This window comes from Jeotgalicoccus marinus DSM 19772 (assembly GCF_000425825.1).
Taxonomy (GTDB): Bacteria; Bacillota; Bacilli; order Staphylococcales; family Salinicoccaceae; genus Jeotgalicoccus; species Jeotgalicoccus marinus.
Genome location: NZ_AUEE01000004.1, coordinates 1 through 21,607, shown reverse-complemented (window position 1 = coordinate 21,607; position 21,607 = coordinate 1). Strand labels below are relative to the sequence as shown.

Here is a 21,607-nt window from a genome sequence, read left to right as displayed (position 1 = left end):
CAAGGAGATGAGCTTATGAAAATAGCAATTGCATCAGACCATGGTGGTGTCAACTTAAAAAAAGTGATTGTTGAATTTTTAAATGACAGTAATCTTGACTTTACTGATTTTGGACCTGAATCGACAGACTCTGTTGATTATCCCGACTATGCCAAGCCACTGTCTGAAAAAGTGGCTAATGGTGAATTTGATAAGGGCATTTTAATTTGTGGTACAGGTATCGGTATGAGTATTACTGCCAACAAAACAAAAGGTATCCGTTGTGCTTTAGTTCACGATACTTTTTCAGCTAAGGCAACGCGTCAACACAATGATTCGAATATCTTGGCTATGGGTGAGAGGGTCATTGGTCCAGGCTTAGCTATAGACATTGTAGATACATGGCTAAATACTGAATTCGAGGGTGGTAGACATGAAAGACGAATTTCTAAGATTGAAGCATGATTTAGAGCAACTCACTTCTGAATTAAAAGAAAATGATTTCTTTAAAAATAAAAACATCTTAGTTATTGGTTGTTCAACTTCTGAAACTGTCGGAAAAGCAATCGGTAAAGGCAGTTCTGAAGAAGCGGCAGTTGTTATTTATGAGCATCTTTCTAATCTAGCGAAAAACGAAGATCTACATTTATTATTCCAAGGGTGCGAGCATATCAACCGTGCCTTGACGACTGAAAGAGAAACTTTAGAAGCCTTACAGTTAGAAGAGGTTTCGGTTGTCCCTCACAAACATGCAGGTGGAAGTTTAAGTGAATATGCGTATCAACAACTTGACGACCCTGTTGTCGTAGAAGGTGTCGTCGCAGATTGCGGCATCGATATCGGTCAAACTATGATTGGTATGCATATGAAGAAAGTGGCCGTACCAGTGCGCACGTCAGTTAAAACGGTTGGCCAAGCAGTTGTAACAATTGCGGGTTCACGTCCGAAACTTATTGGGGGACCAAGAGCGCATTATAAATAATGAAGGGGTGTAAGTTATGTCTTACATAAGCAATCAAGATCCACAAGTACAAGAAGTGATTAATAAGGAACTGGATAGACAAAATAACAATATTGAACTCATTGCTAGTGAAAACTTTGTTTCACAGGCTGTATTGGAAGCTCAAGGGTCAATATTAACAAATAAATACGCAGAAGGTTATCCTGAAAAACGTTATTACGGTGGATGTGAACATGTTGATGTTGTTGAAAACCTTGCACGTGACCGCGTAAAAGAAATATTTGGAGCAGAACACGCTAATGTTCAACCACACTCAGGTTCTCAGGCGAATATGGCTGTTTACTTCAGTGTGTTAGAATCGGGGGATAAAATCCTTGGTATGAACTTGTCTCATGGTGGACATTTAACACACGGGTCACCAGTAAATTTCAGCGGTAAGTTATTTAATTTTGTTTCCTATGGGGTGACAAGAGACACTGAAGAAATCGATTATGATGCACTACGTGAAGTTGCTGTTAAAGAGCAACCAAAAATGATTGTTGCAGGTGGTAGTGCGTATGCAAAGACTTTGGACTTTGAGAAGTTCCGTGAGATTGCAGATGAGGTTGGTGCCTTCCTATTAGTAGATATGGCGCATATTGCTGGCTTAGTTGCAGCTGGATTACATCCGAACCCAGTTCCACATGCTCACTTTGTAACATCAACAACTCATAAAACATTGAGAGGGCCACGTGGAGGTCTTATTTTAACTACCGATGAGTATGCAAAAATAATCGATAAAACAATCTTCCCTGGTATTCAAGGTGGACCATTAATGCATGTTATTGCAGCTAAAGCTGTTGCTTTTGGTGAAGCCCTACAACCAGAATTTAAAGTATACCAGCAACAAGTGATTGATAATGCACAAGCCTTAGCGACATCACTTGAAAAGGGTGGTTTACGTATCGTATCGGGCGGGACGGATAACCACTTAGTACTCGTTGATGTAAAAGCGTTTGGTCTGACTGGTAAAGCAGCCGAAGAAGCGTTAGATGAAGTCGGAATTACAGTAAACAAGAATACAATTCCATTTGACGAAGCATCACCTTTCGTTACAAGTGGTATTCGCCTGGGTACACCAGCAATGACAACAAGAGGATTCACAACAGAAGATATGACAGAAGTCGGTAATATTATAGTAGAAACTTTAACTCGCCTTAAAGACGAGGAAAGTTTTGATGGAATTCAGGATAAGGTAACAAAATTGACAGGAAAGTATCCACTATATAAATAAAGTAAGTTATAATATAAACCGGATGGTATCATCCGGTTAATTTCTGGAGTGGAGGAAGTAATATGTCTAAAGTACAAGTAATGGATCATCCGTTAATTCAACATAAGATGTCTTACATACGTGATGAGAAAACTTCGACAAAACAATTTAGAGAACTCGTAGATGAAGTGGGTATGCTAATGGCATACGAAGTTACGAGAGATTTATCTTTAGAAGATGTCACAGTAAAGACACCTGTACAAGAAACAACGGCTAAAAGATTAAGTGGTAAAAAATTGGGTCTTGTACCAATCCTAAGAGCGGGACTCGGTATGCAAGAAGGTATTTTAAAACTTATTCCATCTGCCCGTGTTGGACACATCGGTTTATACCGTGATCCAGAAACATTAGAAGCGATTGAGTACTATGCTAAATTCCCGGGTGATATTGAAGATAGAGATATCTTTGTTATCGATCCAATGTTAGCGACAGGTGCTTCTGCAGTAGAAGCGATTACTGCTATTAAAAAACATGGTGCGACTAAGATTCGTTTTATCTGTTTAATCGCAGCGCCAGAAGGCGTTGAAGTATTAAAAGAAGCGCACCCGGATGTAGACATATATATTGCTGCACTTGATGAAAAGTTAAATGAGAAGAGTTATATCGTACCAGGACTTGGCGACGCGGGTGACCGTTTATTCGGCACACGATAATTAAATCTAGGAGATTGCTATGAAAAAAATAATGACTATTTTTGGTACTAGACCTGAAGCCATTAAAATGGCGCCTCTAGTATTGGAAATGAAAAAAGATGAAAGTATTGAACCTATTGTAGTAGTCACGGCACAACATAGAGAAATGCTGGACCAAGTATTGGAAACATTTGAAATCACACCTGATTATGATCTAAATATTATGAAAGCTGGTCAGACTTTATCTGAAGTAACAGGGCGTGTTCTTAATGGTTTAGAATCAGTAATCAAAGAAGTAAAACCTGATATGATTTTAGTACACGGAGATACAACGACGACTTTTGCAGGTTCTCTTGCTGCATTCTACAACGAAGTAGACATCGGTCACGTGGAAGCAGGTTTACGTACACATAACAAATATTCACCTTTCCCTGAAGAGGCGAACCGTCAAATGACAGGTGTCTTAGCAGATTTACACTTTGCACCGACTGATGATGCCCGTCAAAATCTATTAAATGAAGCGAAAGATGCGGAACGTATTTCAGTTACAGGGAATACAGCAATCGATGCATTAAAGACTACTGTTAATGATGACTATCATTCAGAAATTATTGAAAAACATAAAGATAACAAAGTCGTATTGCTCACTGCACACCGTCGTGAAAACATTGGTACACCAATGCTCAACATTTTTGGAGCGGTTAGACAACTTGTGGATGAGTTTGAAGACGTTACTGTCGTTTACCCAATGCATAAGAATCCTAAAGTGCGTGAAATTGCTGATCAATATCTAGGTGGACATGACCGAATTGAGTTGATTGAGCCATTAGATGTTTTAGATTTTCACAACTTTGCAGCTAAGAGTCATTTAATCATGACAGACTCTGGTGGGGTTCAAGAAGAAGCGCCTTCACTAGGTAAACCTGTCCTTGTTTTAAGAGATACAACTGAACGCCCTGAAGGTGTCAAAGCAGGGACTCTAAAACTTGCTGGTATTGATAAGGAAAATATCTACCAATTAGCCAAAGAGCTTTTAACTGATGAAGCGAAATATAACAACATGGCTCAAACTCAAAATCCATACGGAGATGGGCAAGCATCACGAAGAATATGTGACAATATTAAGTATTACTATGGAATACTAAAAGAAAAACCTATCAGTTTCTCTGTAAACGATTAGTAATTGTGAACAACATGTTAAGATTCTGAGATTTTGTTGACACAAAAAACACACTCCGATAAAATTATTAGAGCATGTAATTGTTTTCACAACTTTTACATTTAGTCAGGGAGTAACCATGACATCACAAATTTTTAAAAGCTATTTTCAGCTCTTTTTGAAATATTTAATAGTACTTTTTATAATCAGTACTATTGTTTATATATTTACATTTTCACCGTTTTTTCTAGGTTTATCACTTGGTATAATTGGCTCGATGTTTACATCATATAGTTGGTTTTATCATTTAAAAGTGGCACAAGAGAGCAATGGTGAAAGGGTGAAGACAGGGACTTTGACGCGCATGCTCGTCGTCATTGCACTCTGTTTAATCTGGGTAAGATTCCCCGACTATATTAATATCTTTGGTATGTTAGTCGGACTCTTACTGACTTATGCGCTGATTGTCTGGCGTGCAGTACTTGAACTTTATAAACGGAAGAGGTGAAGAAATGGAACACGGAAGTCCAACCTTGGAACTTAATTTATTTGGGATACCAATCATTTTTGAACTTGCAACTTCCTTGATGATTATCATCACATGTCTAGTCATATTTTTTACACTGTTTTTCATGACGCGAAAACTCGCGGTAAGACCTACAGGTAAAGGGCAAGTCCTTGTCGAAGCGCTGATGAACTTTGTCAAAGGAATCATCAAGAGTAACATGTCGTGGAAAGATGGTGGACAATTCCACTTTTTAGCATTAACACTGTTCTTATTTATTTTAGTCGGAAACTTAATTGGTATACCATTTACGTTTATCGCACCAGATGCAGATCACACATTGTGGGTTAAATCACCGACAGCTGATCCAGTAGTCACACTGACATTGGCAGGCTTGATGATTGTTTTGACACACTATTACGGCGTGAAGCAACAAGGTGTCGGCGGCTATTTAAAACAGTATGTTACACCGATGTGGTGGTTAGCACCAATCAAATTCATCGAAGAATTTACATATAACTTAACGTTAGGTTTACGTCTTTACGGTAACGTCTACGCTGGGGAAATCCTACTTCTGTTACTACTTAATTTAGTAGTGAGCGGTAGCGTGTTAGGTGCTTTAGGATTTATTCCGATGATGGTATGGCAAGGATTCAAAGTATTTATAGGTGCAATTCAGGCATTTATATTCGTAATGTTATCAATGGTTTATCTATCACATAAGGTGAGCGATGATCATTAATATATAATAAAAACTAATTATTTAAATTTCTAGGAGGAAATATTTTATGAATTTACTAGCAGCTGGTATTGCAGCAGGTTTAGCCGCTCTTGGCGCATCATTTGGTATCGGTATGGTTGTTTCAAAAACTGTAGAAGGTGTTGCACGTCAACCTGAATCACGTGGTCCATTACAAACGATTATGTTCATTGGTATCGGGGTTGTTGAGGCCGTTCCAATCATGGCGATCGTTATTGCATTCTTACTTATGTTCACGTTCTAAGAGTCGTTATAAAAGGCGAAGTCTTACTTTAAAGATTTCGCCATCTTATTATGTAAATAATTACAGGTGAAAAGACTTTTTTGAAAGGAGTGTACATAGGTGGAACTATTAATTTTAGGTGCTGCTGGTGAGAGTATGGGTACTGCAGTCGGCACATCATTTGTCTTGTTAGTCAGTTTCATAGCATTACTTTTAGTGCTTTCATATTACGTTTGGAAACCAGTTAAAAAAATCATGGATGATCGCGAACAGCTAATTCATGACGATATAGATTCTGCAGAACAAAGAAAAGCTGAGGCAGAACGCTTAAAAGCAGAGAACGATGCATTGTTAAAACAAACACAAGCAGAAATTTCTGAACTGATGGAAAATGCCAAAGGTCAAGCGAAGAAAGAACAAGAAGCAATTATCACTGATGCTCAAACTCGCGCGACACAGATGATTCAAGAAGCGAAAGTTGATATTGAGCGTGAGAAAGAACAAGCAGTCAGAGATATCAATGATCAAGTAGCTGAACTATCTGTACTTATTGCAGAGAAGATGATTGTAAAAGAACTCAATGTTGAAGATCAAAAAGGCCTTGTTTCTAAGTATTTACAGGAAGCGGGCGATAAATAATGGCGAGAGCGAGTCAACAATATGCCAATGCATTATATGAAGTAGCGGTAAAAGAAGATGTTTTAGAAGAAGTTAAAAATGATTTTTTTGAAGTGACTAAAGCAATCGCTTCAGTTGAGAGCTTTAAAGAATTCATGAATAACCCTAAAGTATCTATTGAAGATAGAAAGAATGTAATCGAGACAACATTTAAAGATAGTCACAGACTGCTTTTGAACTTATTGAGGATTTTAACGGATAAGCATCGCGTCTCATTAGTAGACGAAGTTTACAGTGAATTCCTTCATCTATATGATGAACAACATAATCAGGCGCGTGTGACTGTAGAATCTGTATATAAACTTTCCACTGAAGAGCTAGATCAGCTTGGACAGATTTTTATCGATAAAACAGGCTATGAAAAACTGCTCATTACAAACAATATCAATGAGGCGCTCATTGGTGGTGTAAGAGTACTTATCGGTTCGAAAGTATACGACGGTTCAGTACAGAATCAACTTGAAGGCATCAGAAATAAATTTAAAGAACATACGAATAGCTAAAGGAGTGACATTTTCATGGCAATCAAAGCTGACGAAATAAGTGCTCTCTTAAGAAGTCAAATTGAAAACTATGACAAGGACATGCAAGTCACAGACACTGGTACTGTAATCCAGGTTGGTGATGGTATTGCACTTGCTCACGGTTTAAACGATGCGATGGCTGGAGAGTTAATTGAGTTTCCTAGTGGAGTATTAGGACTTGCTCAAAACCTTGAAGAAGATAATGTTGGTATAGTAATTCTTGGGCCAAGTGACGACATTAAAGAAGGCGATGAAGTTAAACGTACAGGACGTATTATGGAGGTACCTGTTGGTGAAGAACTTATTGGCCGTGTTGTAAACCCACTTGGTCAACCAATAGATGGTAAAGGGCCAATCAACACAAGTAAAACGAGACCTATTGAAAGTCCAGCAACAGGGGTTATGGATCGTAAAAGTGTTGATGAGCCACTACAAACAGGTATTAAAGCAATCGATGCGCTAGTACCAATTGGTCGTGGACAACGTGAATTAATTATCGGTGACCGTCAAACTGGTAAAACGACTGTCGCGATTGATACAATCTTAAACCAAAAAGATCAAGACATGATTTGTGTATATGTTGCGATTGGACAAAAAGAATCTACAGTACGTTCAACAGTAGAAACGCTACGTAAAAACGGTGCGCTTGACTACACAATTGTTGTAACTGCAGGTGCTGCAGATCCAGCGCCATTACTATACATCTCACCATATGCTGGTGTATCAATGGCAGAAGAATTCATGTTCAATGGTAAACACGTTCTAATCGTATATGATGACTTAACTAAACAAGCAGCTGCTTACCGTGAGTTATCTTTACTATTACGTCGTCCGCCAGGTCGTGAAGCTTTCCCAGGTGACGTATTCTACCTACACAGTCGTCTTTTAGAACGCGCAGCGAAATTAAATGACGATTTAGGTGGCGGTTCGATTACAGCACTACCATTCATCGAAACACAAGCTGGCGATATCAGTGCCTTCGTTCCAACAAACGTTATCTCAATCACTGATGGACAGATCTTCTTACAGAGTGATCTATTCCACTCAGGTGTACGTCCAGCAATCAACGCCGGATTATCAGTATCACGTGTTGGTGGTTCTGCACAAATTAAAGCAATGAAAAAAGTTGCCGGTACATTACGTCTAGACTTAGCGTCTTACCGTGAACTTGAGGCTTTTGCTCAGTTCGGTTCAGACTTAGATGAAGCAACTAAAGCGAAACTTGACCGTGGTGCACGTACTGTTGAAGTACTTAAACAACCGGAAAACGCACCGTTAAAAGTTGAAAAACAAGTTGCAATTTTATTTGCACTCGTTAATGGTTATTTAGATGATGTACCTGTTGAAGATGTGACTCGTTTTGAAGCTGAATTCCTAAGCTGGATGGATGCAAATCAACCGGAACTATTGAAGCAAATCGCTGATACTAAACAGTTACCAGACGGAAATGCATTTGACGAAGCAATCAACAGCTTTAAAAAGCTCTTTAACCCTTCTAACTAATTAAGTAAGACTAAGGTGGTGAATTCATGGCTTCATTAAGAGAAATTAAAGGCCGGATTGGCTCAACGAAAAAGATGAGTCAATTAACAGGCGCAATGCACATGGTAGCAAACTCTAAACTTAGTAGGGCGGAGCAAAATGCGAAACAGTTCCAACCCTATATGGATAAAATCCAAGAAACTGTAAGAGGAATTGCTGCTAGCGATAATGAAAGCTCACACCCTATGTTAGAAGAGAGACCAATTAAGAGAACGGGTTACATCATTATTTCAAGTGATACCGGTAAAGCAGGGGCTTACAATAGTAATGTTGTCAAAGCAATTTCACAAGAAGTTGCCAAGAAACACGACAATAATCCGGATTCATATGATCTATTCGTCCTCGGTAAAATTGGCTATGAGACTTTAATAGGGCGTGGTTTTGATATAACGAACTATCGACTTGGCCTACCGGATCAGCCTGATTTCGCAAGCGTGAAAGAAATTGCGAGCCAATCGGTAAACGAATTCGTTAATGAAGATATTGACGAATTGTACATTGTGTATAATAAATTCGTAAACGTCTTACAACAAGATATTACTGTAAGAAAACTGCTTCCACTAACAGAGCGCGATATTCAAACTGAAAGTGAAGAATCAGCACTTGCAAGTTACGAATTTGAACCAGATAAAGAATCAATTCTTGAAACAATTTTACCTCAGTATGCTGAGAGCTTAATATATGGTGCTTTACTTGATGCGAAAGCGAGTGAGCATGCAGCCCGTATGACAGCAATGAAAGCAGCAACTGACAACGCCAAGGAACTTATTGGCGATCTTACACTGCAGTATAACCGCTTAAGACAAGCTGCGATTACCCAGGAAATTACGGAAATCGTTGGCGGTGCTTCTGCATTAGAATAAAAGAGATTAGGAGGAAATTAAATGGCTTTAGGTCAAGTAGTCCAAATTATGGGGCCAGTTGTTGATGTAAGATTCAACGAAGGCGAACTACCTGAAATTAATAATGCGCTTACTGTAAAAATTGACATTGCCGGTTCAGAACCAATCTCACTGACTTTAGAAGTTGCGCTTCACCGCGGAGATAACATTGTTAGAACGATTGCGATGAGTTCAACAGATGGCTTACGTCGTGGTGCTGAAGTTGTTAATACTGGTGCGCCAATTTCTGTACCAGTTGGCGAAAACACACTAGGTCGTGTATTCAACATCCTTGGTGAAAATATTGATTTAGGTGAACCAATCCCAGCCAGTGAGCGTCGTGACCCAATTCATAGATTAGCACCTAAATTCGATGAATTATCTACTTCAACTGAGATTCTTGAGACTGGAATTAAAGTAGTAGACTTACTTGCCCCTTATACCAAAGGTGGTAAAGTTGGGTTGTTCGGTGGTGCCGGTGTAGGTAAAACCGTTCTTATTCAAGAACTAATCAATAACGTTGCCCAAGAGCACGGTGGTATTTCTGTATTCGCCGGAGTTGGTGAACGTACACGTGAAGGTAATGACCTTTACTACGAAATGAAAGATTCAGGTGTAATCGAGAAGACTGCAATGGTCTTCGGTCAAATGAATGAACCACCTGGTGCGCGTATGCGTGTTGCACTTTCAGGATTAACAATGGCAGAATATTTCCGTGATGAACAAGGTCAGGACGTATTGCTATTTATCGATAACATTTTCCGCTTTACACAAGCTGGTTCAGAGGTGTCTGCACTTCTTGGACGTATGCCTTCAGCGGTTGGTTATCAACCTACACTTGCAACTGAAATGGGTCAGTTACAAGAACGTATTACATCAACAAATGTTGGTTCAGTAACGTCAATTCAAGCGGTATTCGTACCTGCCGATGACTATACTGACCCGGCACCAGCACAAACATTTGCTCACCTTGATGCAACAACAAACTTAGAGCGTAAACTTTCTGAAATGGGTATTTACCCAGCAGTGGATCCACTTGCTTCAACATCACGTGCGCTTTCTCCTAACATTGTTGGAGAAGAGCACTACAATGTAGCTAGGGGCGTTCAAGAGACACTTCAGAAATACAGTGAGTTGCAAGATATCATTGCAATCCTTGGTATGGATGAGTTATCTGATGAAGACAAAAATACAGTCGCACGTGCGCGTCGTATTCAGTTCTTCTTAAGTCAGAATTTCCACGTTGCTGAACAGTTTACAGGGCAAAAAGGTTCATATGTACCAGTTAAACAAACTGTACAGGATTTCAAAGAGATTTTAGAAGGAAAATACGACCACGTTCCGGAAGATGCATTCCGTCTCGTAGGCGGCATCGAAGATGTTCTTGAAAAAGCACGTCAACAAGGTGCGGAAGTCTAAAACGGGAGGGTAAATCATGGCAACAATTGCACTGGATGTAGTTACTCCTAATGGTTCTGTCTTTCATGAAGAAGACTGCGAGATTGTGGTTCTTCAAACTGTACAGGGCGAACTTGGTGTGATGGCAGGACACATTCCTACAGTTACACCACTTAAAATAGGTGTCCTTCGCGTTAAGATTGATGGAAAGTTTGAGTACTTAGCGGTTACTGAAGGCTTTGCTGAAATCAAACCAGAACAAGTCACAGTACTTGTTCAAGCTGGCGAATTCTCTGCTGAAATTGATACAGAGCGTGCTGAGGCAGCGAAAAAAAGAGCAGAAGAACTCTTAAATCGTGCCCAGGACGAGCGCGTTGATAAGTACCGCGCAGAACTTGCACTTCACCGTGCAGTAAATCGCCTAGAGGTTTCAAAATATTAAACTAAAAGACTGGATAATCCAGTCTTTTTTTCATTTAAAGGAGATTAAACTATGGGTTATTCTGAACTTGCATTTATGCATATAATTCTTCACTTCCTGTGTATAATACTCGCATTTTGGGTATTAAAAGGAGTGAGGCTTGAACTACTCTTCAAGCAAGGAGAAGTCGCTCGTGGACGAATGTTAATGATCTTGCTCAGTGTATTGATTGGGACAGCGCTAAGTAACTTTATAATGGACGTATTCAGATATACTCAAGAGGCGGCTATTATGTTTAGCTAATCGCTTTACAAAGGCAGTGTTAACAACGTATTATTGACATGAGTGGTAGAGAATTTATGGAGTGAGAAGATGGAAAAGATTATAGTTAAAGGTGGTAACAAGCTATCTGGTTCCGTTGAAATAGAAGGGGCTAAAAACGCAGTACTACCGATTTTGGCAGCATCTCTATTAGCATCAGAGGGACAGTCAATTATTAAAAACGTACCAGAATTATCAGATGTAGATACATTAACTAACTTAAATAAAATTTTAGGCGCAAAAGTAGAACGAGGTAAAAATCAAGTTACAATTGACGCTTCAGGTGAACTTACCTGCATCGCACCATATGAACTTGTCAGTAAAATGCGCGCAAGTATGCTCGTAATGGGACCATTACTGAGCCGTTATGGCTATTGTAATATCGCGATGCCAGGTGGTTGCGCAATTGGTTCAAGACCGATTGAACAACATATTAAAGGTCTAGAAAAGATGGGTGCGTCTTTCCAACAGACTGCTGGTTACATCGAAGGTAAAATTGATGGTCGTCTACAAGGAACAAAAATTCACATGGACTTCCCAAGTGTTGGGGCGACTCAGAACTTAATGATGGCTGCGAGTTTAGCAGAAGGCGTTACTCATTTAGAGAATGCTGCAATGGAGCCTGAAATTGTAGATTTAGCAAATTACATTAATGTAATGGGTGGTCATGTCACTGGTGCAGGAACTGGACACATTAAAATTGTAGGTGTTGAATCCTTGAAAGGGACTGAGCATTCAGTTATTCCTGACCGTATAGAAGCTGGTACTTTTATGATTGCTGGTGCCATTACTAGAAGTGAAATTACCTTAAAGAATGTAGTCATTGAACACTTATCTGCAGTCGTTTCAAAACTAGAGGAAATCGGCATTACATTCGTTGAAGAAGGCAATGATGTTCGCCTTATTCCAGCTGACACATATAAAAATGTAGATATTAAAACGATGCCACATCCTGGTTTCCCAACAGACATGCAAAGTCAGATGATGGCTTTATTAACGACGATTGAAGGTACGAGTATCGTCACAGAAACAATATTTGAGAATCGTTTCATGCACGTTAGAGAATTCTCCGCAATGAATGCTGACATTACGTTAGAAGATAACCACGCAGTGATTCGTGGTGGTGGTCAGTTATTTGGCGCTCAAGTAAAAGCGACTGATTTACGTGCGGGTGCTGCTTTAGTACTTGCAGGACTTGCTGCAAAAGACTATACTGTCGTATCGGAACTTCAACATTTAGATCGTGGTTACGTCCGTTTCCATGAAAAACTTAAAGCACTAGGTGCGGATATCGAACGTACAGATGATAGTACTTCTATAGAGCATTTGGTGACATCAAAGTAGAGGGGTAATACTATGGCAGAACAAGAACAAAAAATCGTTCACCGTAGATTCCCATTGTTAGTTAGAATTTTACTGTTTCTATATGTTGCTATTGTGCTTATCTTTTTAGGCCTAATGATTGGCTATGGCATATTAGATAATCCGTTTGGTGTATTTAGAATAGAAACATGGGAACATATCATTAACTTGACTAGGGGTTGACGACAGCAATGCTGACATATGATCAAATTAAAGCGATTTTACCTCACAGACCACCATTTTTACTTATTGATAGAGTAACGGAAGTTGATCCTGGTGTAAGCTGTAGAGGAATTAAACAAGTATCAGGTAATGAAGCATTCTTTGAAGGTCATTTTCCTGAATATGCAGTAATGCCTGGTGTGTTAATTGTTGAGGCATTAGCACAGGTTGGTGGCGTTGCACTGTTACAACAAGAGGAATATAAAGGGAAACTGGCTTTTTTTGCTGGTATAGATAAGTGCCGTTTTAAAAAACAAGTCACACCAGGTGACACACTTGACCTATACGTAGAAATTACGAAGATTCGTGGTCCAATTGGTAAAGGAACTGCTGTTGCCAAAGTAGACGGTGAAATTGCTTGCCAATGTGAGATTACATTTGCGATATCAGATGTTAAAAGTGAATAGAAAAATGCGTATGACTTAATGCTGTCATACGCATTTTTTTATTCCTCTTCTTTCTCAAAATCTTCTTTTGATTCCATACGAACATTGAATTCTTTAATGAGAGACTCACCTTCATACCCTTTTTCAACAAGGTAGGCAAGTAGGTTCTCAGCATAGTTTGGACCATGAGTGACTATCGCCCCTTTAAAAATAACTGAGGTTTTATCTTCCTTATCATGAATATCCATTAAAGTAGCTGAAAATTTTGCTGGTGTGTTGGTCGGTCTAGTAATTGTCACCATCATATCAAGTTGTTGATCTTTTAATTTGGTGAGCACTGATGATAGATGACTGGAGGTCACAATCTCAATAATCCATGGTTCCTCGCCTTCTTCTAAGTTAATGATGACACCATCTAGTACTTCTGGAACGATAAAATTCTGTTCTTGAATAATTTTTAGATCAATCACCTTAAATGATTTCATTTTGATTACCCCTTCATAAAATACAAATTATCTTTTTTCGTATGCTAAAATTTACTATTTTTGAATTCTTGCTATATTTTAAGTGGTCTTTTGTCATTATTGTATATTATTCTAAGCGGAAATGAAATTATTGCTTTTTGCAGAATATTTCATCCTCACTTACATTGGTAACAGGAAGGGTGGTGAAATAAGATGATGAACAAAGTATTGCTTGTCGGTGAACTTATTAGCAACAACGTCATTGCGAAAAATGCCCAAGGTAGTGTCAATGCATTTATTATTGCTACAGTTCGTGTGCCGAAAGATAGTCGTCGTGAAAAAGAAGTACATTTTCTTTACTGTAAAGCCTTTGGAAAGAGTGTACCAAAAGTATTAGAAATGACAAATATAGGTGACATATTATGTGTCAGTGGACAGTTAGCAACCACTACAACTACAAGTGATGATGGTACTAGAGAGTACCGCATGGAAATTTGGGTAGAGAGTGTTAAACAAGTGCCTGAAAAGATTCAAAATCGTACAGATATTTCTAATCCATCTCGGTTGATTGAACAAGCAGTCAATCACTACAACATCCAAGACGCACTCGGTGAACAGTACGTACATACTATAACTGAGTCAAAACAAGCCGCAAATACTGATAGAGAAAAGCAAATTGAAGTGATTCAAAGCATAGTTGAAGAAGCAGAAATTAAAACAGAAGAAAGTAAAGACAAAGAGAAAGTACTCGCTTAATTATACCCCACTTATAATGCACCAATTCATCTCACTCACAAAGCATATCTAATGAGCTGCTGCGGCTCATAGATATGCTTATTTTTATGATATAAAATATTCAGATTAATGAAATCTAATTGTATTAAACTGAACTTTTTGTAATATGATTGTAAAGAAACGATTAAATTTTTAAATTGCTGTAACCTATGTAATGACTTTTTTCCCTATAATAAATATCGTTAATGAAAAAGAGCGGCCAGTATTGGTAAAAATGAATTAAACATTATGGAGGAAATATTCTTATGAAAAAGGTTTTAGCATTTGGAGCAGTTGCAGCAGTTTCAACTACTATTGCATATTCGGCAGAAGCGGCGTCACACACAGTAGAATCAGGTGACTCATTATGGGTACTAGCAGAAGAGAACAATGTAACAGTTGAATCACTTAAAAAAGATAACAACTTAACTTCAGATATTATCGTTCCTGGTCAAGTATTAGAAATTGATGAAGATATAAAAACTGAAGCTAAAGAAGAAACATCTGACAAAGACAATAAAGAAGTAAAAGATAAATATGTAATTGAAGCAGGTGACACACTTTTTGATATCGCTGTAGAATTCGATGTCTCTGTAGCTGAACTTAAAGAATGGAACAACCTATCATCAGATATTATTTTTGTAGGTAAAGAATTAGTTGTTTCCGCTGATGCAGCACCAGATGCAGCAACTCCAGTTGCTGAACCAGCAACTGAGGTGGAAGAAGTTGAAGAAACAACAACTAATGCGCCAGCTGAAGAGGTTCAAGAAGAAGAAGTTCAACAACAAGCACAACAACAACAGCAGCCACAACAACAAGCACAAAGTACAAATACAAATAGCGGCTTAAACTGGGGTGCTTTAGCAGCTTGTGAATCTGGCGGAAACGCGAGTGTCGTAAGTGCTAATGGTCTATATCACGGCCTATACCAGTTTGATGCTCAAACTTGGCAGTCAGTAGGTGGTTCAGGTGTTGCTTCACAAGCATCTGCTGCTGAACAAACACAAAGAGCACAAATGCTATATGATCAAAGAGGATCATCACCTTGGCCTGTATGTGGTTCAAGACTATAAGATAAAATCAACATCGGCACTCCTATAGTGTCGATGTTTTTTTGTGGTAAAATTAAGCCAATAGATTAAGGAGGGTTCAGTATGCTTGAACTGGTGAATTTATCTAAACATTTTGGCAAGGTTAAAGCAGTCAAAGACGTATCGTTCACTCTATATCCTGGAGAAGTTTTTGGTTTTATCGGACCGAATGGAGCGGGGAAATCGACGACAATTCGTATGATTATTGGTGCTTTGGAACCAACGAAAGGTGATATTCTTTTCAATGATAAAAATATTAAGGAAAATAAAAACTATATTGAAAAGATTGCATACGTTCCTGGGGATGTCAATCTGTGGGGAAACTTAACAGGTGGTGAGGTCATCGACTTCATGATGGCTGCTAAAGGCTATCATAACGATGACAGAAAAGCGGCATTAATTGAACGTTTTAGATTAGATATACATAAAAAATGTAAGACGTATTCCAAGGGAAATAAACAAAAAGTTGCATTAATTAGTGCTTTTCTCAGTGATGCAGATGTATTTATCTTTGATGAACCAACTACTGGTCTTGACCCATTAATGGAGCGAGTGTTTCATGAAGAAATCATCAACTTAAAAAATAATAACAAGACCGTCTTATTATCGAGCCATATTCTTTCAGAGGTTGAAAAGCTTGCGGATCGTATTGCTATAATCAGAGACGGTAAAATCATAGAAGCTGGTACTATGAATGATCTTAGGCACATTACTCGAGTAGAATATATCATCGAAACTGATGATAATATTGATGCGTTAAAACATCAAAAATTTATTCATGATTTTTCATCTGACAGTGATGGTTACCATATGTTCATCGATAATAATGATATTCCTCAGTTTTTAAGATATTTGAAGATCTATAATCTCAAATCATTAAAAACAACACCACCAAAACTTGAGGATATCTTCATGAGATATTACGAGGATGCAAAATGACATATTTTAGATTGATCGGACGTAATGTGCGTTTTCAGGTCTTCTTATGGCTTCTGATTTTATGTGGTATCTCACTGTCGATACCCAGTGTATTTAACACACTATATGGGACTGAAGAAGAACGCTTAGGTATGAAAATGACCGTTGATAACCCTGCAATGGTGGCCTTAATTGGACCGATTCCAGAGGGGGATTACACATCACCGGTAATGTTTGCGCACCAAATGTTGTTAATTATGGCAATCTTCCATGGTCTGTTTAATATTTTAATCGCAAACGGAATTGGGAGAAAAGCAGAGGAAGAAGGTTTAACGGAATATATTCTAACGACAGGTACGAAGAAATCGACGATCATCAGTTCACAAATCATGTTAGGTATCATAATCAATATACTTGTCTGTTTTATCCTAGTTGTCGGATTACAACTTATCAATGTTGAAGGATTAAGCTTACCTGGAAACTTATATTACGCACTAGGTCTGAGCTTATTTGGACTCTCATTCTTTGTACTGACGCTTTCTTTCGGACAATTATTCCAAAGTGCAGATCTAACATTTGGTCTGACACTCACCGTTCTCCTTGCTTTATACCTGTACAGAGCAATGACGGATGTGGTGGATACAAGATTTTCTGTAATCTCTCCTTATCACTGGTTGTCTCGTATAGAAGCCTATGGTATAGAATCATCTGGACTATGGCTCATGCCATTCTCAATCGTCATTCTATTAGTGGCCTTAAGTTACGTATTGTTTTACAAGCGTGATTTAGGAAGCGGTTATTTTAATATCGATAAAAAACCGAAGGAAAGAAAAATCTCAAGCTACTTTAGATTAGCCTTCATCAATAGTAAGGTCTTGATGATGTCATGGATAGTGGGTCTCTTTATAGTTGGTTTATCTTACGGTTCTATTTTTGGAGATCTTGATCAAGTCATCGGTCAAAATGATATGCTTAAAGCCGCATTTGAAGGTCAAGATGGCACCATGTTTTTTATAAATTTACTATTTATAATCTCTGCACTAATTGCGACGGTACCTGCCTTAATGGTGAATGGTAGATTTTTAATAGAAGAAAAATCAGGACGTTTAGAGATGATGAACGCGGCGACGTTAAATAATAGAATTTCACTTACAACGGCATATTTAATACACTGGTTTTACGCGAACTTAGTGGGTATACTGAGTTATTTACTGACCTTAGTTGGAATGTATTTAGCTAGTATTAATGTGACAGGACTAGAGCTCACAGAAGTCGATTACATTAAAGGACTTATTAATTACAGTGCTGCAATGGTATTTATTATAGGAGTCTCTTCATTACTCATTGGTATATATGCTAGACTTCATATATTTGTCTGGATATATCTGGCATATATATTCTTGGTTAATTATTTAGGAAGTTTGATTGACTTAAATGAAAACTTCTTAAAACTGAGTCCATTTTATTACTTGAGCGATGTTCCTATAGAAGGTTTAGATGAGTTAGCAGTTGTAATTGTTACAAGTCTAGGTATTGTGATGATGCTTATCGGTTTAATATGTATAAGGAAACGGAATCTTCTTTGACACTAAAGTACAATGTGATACAATACATTTAAATAACATTTACCACTAGGGGCGCCAATTGGCTGAGATAGTGAAAACTTGTCCCTTTTTACCTGATCCAGGTTATGCTGGCGGAGGGAAGTGCGAATAAAATGAATACAGCATTCGTTTTGATAAGCCCACTTCTTTTCAGGAAGTGGGCTTATTTTTTAGGAGGAATCTAATAATGACTTTACCAACTGCGTTAACAATAGCTGGAACTGATCCAACAGGTGGGGCAGGTGTCCCTGCTGATATCAAGGCATTCTCATCAAGAGATGTATACGGCATGGCTGTTATCACCTCACTTGTTGCACAAAATACATTAGGCGTTCAGGATGTCTATAACGTACCGATAGATTTTATCGAAAAGGAACTTAAGAGTGTTTTTGATGATCAAGTGCCAAAAGCAATGAAAACGGGCATGATTGCTGAAGCGGATATGATGACCTTAATTGCAAAATACATAAGAGAATATGATATTCCTTATGTCATGGATCCTGTGATGATTGCAACAAGTGGGGACCGTTTGATGACCGCAGCATCGATGGATACGCTCATCAATACACTCATTCCGCTCGCTGATATTGTGACACCAAATCTACATGAGGCAGAGGCAATTACAGGACAGAAGATAGAAAACACATCAGATATAGAACATGCTTTAAAATTCATCGTTGATGAAATGGGGGCCAAAAGTGTCATTATTAAAGGTGGTCACTTAGACGGCGATGCGACAGACTATATGTATGATGGGGAGCGTATTACGACACTATCCAGTGAAAGAATCGACACAGATCAAACACATGGTACAGGATGTACATTTTCAGCGGTACTTACTGCAGAGCTCGCTAAGGGTAATACTAAGGAAGATGCGTTTAAAACAGCGAAGGCGTATATAACAGATGCTATTAAACATGCACCTGGTATCGGGCAAGGTAGTGGGCCGGTAAATCATTTTTCATATAAAGGAGAATAACAATGATTGAACTCTTAAGACGCATTAATCCACTCGTTCTATGTATTACCAATGATGTAGTAAAACCATTCACTGCAAATAGCCTACTTGCACTCGGTGCATCACCAATTATGAGTGGCGAGAAGAAGGAGATGGCTGACATAATTAAGCATAGTGGCGCTGTACTCATCAACATAGGAACTTGTAGTGAAGATAAAATCGAACTCTATGAAACAGCGGCAAGAGAAGCGAATCAGAGTCAAGTACCTCTGATTATAGATCCTGTTGGATATGGTGCTTCCACTTTTAGAAGAAACGTCATCAACCATATATTAGAAAACCATAAGGTCGATTTAATTAAGGGAAATACAGGAGAAATTATGGCCTTAGCAGGTTTAGATGTTGAGTCTAAAGGCGTGGACTCTATTGCAGAAGGTAAAGCAGAAGAAATCGTTAAAGTTGCCTATGATAAATTAAAGGTGCCAATTTTGGTAACCGGTGAGACCGATGCATATACCAATGGTGAAACGATTATTTCTATGAACAATGGTCATGAATTCCAAGAGAAAATTACAGGATCAGGCTGTGTTTTAGGTGCAATTTGTGCATCATTTTTAGCAGTCGACCGAACCCAAGATGCTATTGTTAAAGCAGTGAGCTTATATAACATTGCTGCAGAACAAGCTGCTTTAAGTACGTCAGGACCAGGCATGTTTCAAGTTCAATTGATTGATGAAATGTATAAATTCTCTGAAGCGGACTACCAAAAATCTAAGGTGACTGTGCATGAATAGATCGGTATTAAGGTTATATCTCATCGCTTCATCTTCGAGCTTTAAAAACCCTTTAAAAGATTTAGAAACTGCCTTTAAGGCAGGAGTGACGTGTTTTCAGTTGAGAGAAAAGGGAGAAAATATTAAAAGTGGCGAAGATTTAATTCAATTTGCGATGGAAGTAAAAGACCTGTGTCAAAAATATAAGGTCACTTTTATAATTAATGATGATGTAGAGCTTCAGAGAATTGTAGACGCTGACGGTGTGCATGTCGGGCAAGCTGATATCAATCCTAAAGATTTACCAGCCTTCTTAAATAATAAAATCATCGGCTTATCTGTCGGTAATTTAGAAGAACTAAAACAGAGCGATTTGAGTCGTGTTGATTACTTGGGATGTGGGCCTGTTTACCCGACCAGTTCTAAAGATGATGCTGGTCAAGCCATCGGTTTATCTGGGTTAAAGGAAATTTCAAAAAAGACAGCCTTGCCGATAGTGGCTATCGGTGGCATTACTGTAGATAATTTTAAGTCCTGTTTGTTGAATGGTGCAGATGGGATTTCTGTGATCTCTGCAATTACTCAGTCAGCTAATATTGACCAAACAGTGACACAATTTCTCTCCTAACCTTGTGAAAAATTAACCATTTACATTGAAATTGGTTTTTATACACTTCAATATATGGTACAATCTTTTTTATGCGAGATATTATTTGAGGTGAAGAAATGATTAAAAAATGGCTATTTCCTGCTTCTATGATTTTAGTCTTATTCCTTGCAGGATGTGATTATTCTCAAGAAGAGAATAGAGACGGCTTCTTCTATAACACATTAGTTAGCCCAATGGATTCATTATTACATTGGCTAGGAGATAACTTAGATTACAATTATGGTTTGGCAATCATTATTATTACATTGATTGTTCGTCTAGCAATCTTCCCGTTCATGATGCGTACATACAAGAATCAGATGATGATGAGAGAAAAAATGAAGATCGTCAAACCTGAGATGGAAGAAATTCAACAACGAGTTAAGGTCGCTACGACTCAAGAGGAGAAGATGGCGGCACAGCAAGAAATGATGGCATTGTACAAAAAACATGATATCAACCCCTTAAATATGGGTTGTCTACCGATATTAATTCAAATGCCAATCGTTATGGCCTTATACTTTGCACTTAGATTCCCTTCAGAAGGTGGGATTGAAGCACACCCAGAGTTCCTATGGATGGACTTAACGCAAACAGACTACTTCATGGTTGCAATTGCAGGTATTGTATATGCAGTTCAAGCATGGATTTCAATGAGATTTGTACCAGAAGAACAACGTCAACAAATGAGACTATTTATGTTTATTTCACCGTTGATGATTATCTGGATTTCAGCAATTTCTCCTTCAGCCTTACCATTATATTGGGCAGTTGGTGGTCTATTCCTAATCTTCCAAACTTGGGCAGGTAATACTTTCTATCGTAAGAAAGTACATGAAGAAATGGCACCAATTATTGAAGCACATGAGAAAGAAAAAGCTGAAAAGGAAAAACGCTTGAAAAACTCAAGAGTTAAACCTAAGAAAAAACGTAAAAAATAATTGTTAAAATAAGAAAGCCGATGTATGAATTATAATTCATACATCGGCTTTTAGTGTTATAGGATTGGTGATATGGCTCTACGTCAAATAAGGTTGATGAAACAATTTATCTGACTGTCTAACTTGCTTTATGCAAGTTAGACAGTCTTTTTTTGTTCAGGTTGATATA

The 21,607-nt window shown here is 38.2% G+C and carries 27 protein-coding genes and 1 riboswitch; of the genes, 26 read left to right on the top strand and 1 reads right to left on the bottom strand.

Going from position 1 to position 21,607, the window contains the following annotated elements; all coding sequences use genetic code 11:
• Positions 1-15 precede the first annotated feature (15 nt).
• The 18 genes from rpiB (at position 16) to fabZ (ending at position 13,287) form a co-directional block, all read left to right on the top strand.
• Positions 16-444 (top strand): ribose 5-phosphate isomerase B, encoded by a 429-nt coding sequence (gene rpiB, locus H624_RS0101535; RefSeq protein ID WP_026866009.1) that lies wholly within the window; start codon positions 16-18, stop codon positions 442-444.
• Positions 413-961, top strand: a complete 549-nt coding sequence (locus tag H624_RS0101530; RefSeq protein ID WP_026866008.1) for a TIGR01440 family protein — start codon at positions 413-415, stop codon at positions 959-961. The genes rpiB and H624_RS0101530 overlap by 32 nt, the downstream gene beginning before the upstream one ends.
• A gap of 16 nt (positions 962-977) precedes the next feature.
• Complete coding sequence (locus H624_RS0101525; protein ID WP_026866007.1) at positions 978-2,213, top strand: serine hydroxymethyltransferase; 1,236 nt, start codon at positions 978-980, stop codon at positions 2,211-2,213.
• Positions 2,214-2,275: 62 nt separating this feature from the next.
• Positions 2,276-2,905, top strand: coding sequence for a uracil phosphoribosyltransferase (gene upp, locus H624_RS0101520; RefSeq protein WP_026866006.1), 630 nt, complete (start codon positions 2,276-2,278; stop codon positions 2,903-2,905).
• 19 nt (positions 2,906-2,924) lie between these two features.
• Positions 2,925-4,064, top strand: coding sequence for a non-hydrolyzing UDP-N-acetylglucosamine 2-epimerase (wecB, locus tag H624_RS0101515; protein ID WP_026866005.1), 1,140 nt, complete (start codon positions 2,925-2,927; stop codon positions 4,062-4,064).
• A gap of 118 nt (positions 4,065-4,182) precedes the next feature.
• The gene (locus H624_RS0101510) at positions 4,183-4,551 is read left to right on the top strand and encodes an ATP synthase subunit I (protein ID WP_026866004.1); all 369 of its coding nucleotides are present in this window, start codon (positions 4,183-4,185) and stop codon (positions 4,549-4,551) included.
• Between the two features lie 4 nt (positions 4,552-4,555).
• Positions 4,556-5,290, top strand: coding sequence for a F0F1 ATP synthase subunit A (atpB, locus tag H624_RS0101505; protein WP_026866003.1), 735 nt, complete (start codon positions 4,556-4,558; stop codon positions 5,288-5,290).
• A 46-nt stretch (positions 5,291-5,336) separates the two neighbouring features.
• Positions 5,337-5,552, top strand: a complete 216-nt coding sequence (gene atpE / locus H624_RS0101500) for a F0F1 ATP synthase subunit C (protein ID WP_026859255.1) — start codon at positions 5,337-5,339, stop codon at positions 5,550-5,552.
• 99 nt (positions 5,553-5,651) lie between these two features.
• Positions 5,652-6,170, top strand: a complete 519-nt coding sequence (locus H624_RS0101495; protein ID WP_026866002.1) for a F0F1 ATP synthase subunit B — start codon at positions 5,652-5,654, stop codon at positions 6,168-6,170.
• Positions 6,170-6,712, top strand: coding sequence for a F0F1 ATP synthase subunit delta (locus H624_RS0101490; RefSeq protein WP_026866001.1), 543 nt, complete (start codon positions 6,170-6,172; stop codon positions 6,710-6,712). Before H624_RS0101495 ends, H624_RS0101490 begins: the two co-directional genes overlap by 1 nt.
• Before the next feature lie 15 nt (positions 6,713-6,727).
• Entirely contained in the window at positions 6,728-8,236 is a 1,509-nt protein-coding gene (gene atpA, locus H624_RS0101485; RefSeq protein ID WP_026866000.1) for a F0F1 ATP synthase subunit alpha, read from the top strand.
• A 26-nt stretch (positions 8,237-8,262) separates the two neighbouring features.
• Positions 8,263-9,138 carry an ATP synthase F1 subunit gamma gene (atpG, locus tag H624_RS0101480; protein WP_026865999.1) on the top strand — a complete coding sequence of 292 codons (876 nt, stop codon included), beginning with the start codon at positions 8,263-8,265 and terminating at the stop codon, positions 9,136-9,138.
• Positions 9,139-9,159: 21 nt separating this feature from the next.
• The gene (gene atpD, locus H624_RS0101475) at positions 9,160-10,575 is read left to right on the top strand and encodes a F0F1 ATP synthase subunit beta (protein WP_026865998.1); all 1,416 of its coding nucleotides are present in this window, start codon (positions 9,160-9,162) and stop codon (positions 10,573-10,575) included.
• Positions 10,576-10,591: 16 nt separating this feature from the next.
• Complete coding sequence (locus H624_RS0101470) at positions 10,592-10,996, top strand: F0F1 ATP synthase subunit epsilon (RefSeq protein ID WP_026865997.1); 405 nt, start codon at positions 10,592-10,594, stop codon at positions 10,994-10,996.
• A 51-nt stretch (positions 10,997-11,047) separates the two neighbouring features.
• Positions 11,048-11,278 (top strand): DUF1146 family protein, encoded by a 231-nt coding sequence (locus tag H624_RS0101465; RefSeq protein ID WP_026865996.1) that lies wholly within the window; start codon positions 11,048-11,050, stop codon positions 11,276-11,278.
• A gap of 69 nt (positions 11,279-11,347) precedes the next feature.
• A complete protein-coding gene (gene murA, locus H624_RS0101460) occupies positions 11,348-12,640 on the top strand; it encodes a UDP-N-acetylglucosamine 1-carboxyvinyltransferase (protein ID WP_026865995.1) in 1,293 nt (430 codons plus the stop codon).
• A 12-nt stretch (positions 12,641-12,652) separates the two neighbouring features.
• On the top strand, positions 12,653-12,841 hold the full coding sequence (locus tag H624_RS0101455) for a DNA-directed RNA polymerase subunit beta (protein ID WP_026865994.1): 189 nt from the start codon (positions 12,653-12,655) through the stop codon (positions 12,839-12,841).
• A gap of 8 nt (positions 12,842-12,849) precedes the next feature.
• Positions 12,850-13,287, top strand: coding sequence for a 3-hydroxyacyl-ACP dehydratase FabZ (fabZ, locus tag H624_RS0101450; RefSeq protein ID WP_026865993.1), 438 nt, complete (start codon positions 12,850-12,852; stop codon positions 13,285-13,287).
• 38 nt (positions 13,288-13,325) lie between these two features.
• On the opposite strand, the gene H624_RS0101445 is transcribed toward fabZ, so the two are convergent.
• Entirely contained in the window at positions 13,326-13,751 is a 426-nt protein-coding gene (locus H624_RS0101445) for a YwpF family protein (RefSeq protein ID WP_026865992.1), read from the bottom strand.
• A 192-nt stretch (positions 13,752-13,943) separates the two neighbouring features.
• Between H624_RS0101445 and H624_RS11450 the strand changes: the two genes are divergently transcribed.
• From H624_RS11450 to yidC, 8 genes are all read left to right on the top strand, one after another.
• Positions 13,944-14,486: a single-stranded DNA-binding protein gene (locus tag H624_RS11450; protein WP_051220439.1), complete on the top strand. Its 543-nt coding sequence runs from the start codon at positions 13,944-13,946 to the stop codon at positions 14,484-14,486.
• A gap of 284 nt (positions 14,487-14,770) precedes the next feature.
• Complete coding sequence (locus H624_RS0101435; RefSeq protein ID WP_026865991.1) at positions 14,771-15,577, top strand: transglycosylase family protein; 807 nt, start codon at positions 14,771-14,773, stop codon at positions 15,575-15,577.
• Positions 15,578-15,658: 81 nt separating this feature from the next.
• Entirely contained in the window at positions 15,659-16,534 is an 876-nt protein-coding gene (locus H624_RS0101430) for an ABC transporter ATP-binding protein (protein ID WP_026865990.1), read from the top strand.
• Positions 16,531-18,099 carry an ABC transporter permease gene (locus H624_RS0101425; RefSeq protein ID WP_026865989.1) on the top strand — a complete coding sequence of 523 codons (1,569 nt, stop codon included), beginning with the start codon at positions 16,531-16,533 and terminating at the stop codon, positions 18,097-18,099. The genes H624_RS0101430 and H624_RS0101425 overlap by 4 nt, the downstream gene beginning before the upstream one ends.
• Before the next feature lie 37 nt (positions 18,100-18,136).
• A riboswitch (TPP riboswitch) is annotated at positions 18,137-18,235 on the top strand.
• A gap of 66 nt (positions 18,236-18,301) precedes the next feature.
• Positions 18,302-19,096, top strand: a complete 795-nt coding sequence (gene thiD / locus H624_RS0101420; RefSeq protein ID WP_370545429.1) for a bifunctional hydroxymethylpyrimidine kinase/phosphomethylpyrimidine kinase — start codon at positions 18,302-18,304, stop codon at positions 19,094-19,096.
• Between the two features lie 2 nt (positions 19,097-19,098).
• Complete coding sequence (gene thiM / locus H624_RS0101415; RefSeq protein WP_051220438.1) at positions 19,099-19,869, top strand: hydroxyethylthiazole kinase; 771 nt, start codon at positions 19,099-19,101, stop codon at positions 19,867-19,869.
• The gene (thiE, locus tag H624_RS0101410) at positions 19,862-20,476 is read left to right on the top strand and encodes a thiamine phosphate synthase (protein WP_026865986.1); all 615 of its coding nucleotides are present in this window, start codon (positions 19,862-19,864) and stop codon (positions 20,474-20,476) included. The genes thiM and thiE overlap by 8 nt, the downstream gene beginning before the upstream one ends.
• Before the next feature lie 98 nt (positions 20,477-20,574).
• Positions 20,575-21,438: a membrane protein insertase YidC gene (yidC, locus tag H624_RS0101405; RefSeq protein ID WP_026865985.1), complete on the top strand. Its 864-nt coding sequence runs from the start codon at positions 20,575-20,577 to the stop codon at positions 21,436-21,438.
• Positions 21,439-21,607: the final 169 nt, after the last annotated feature.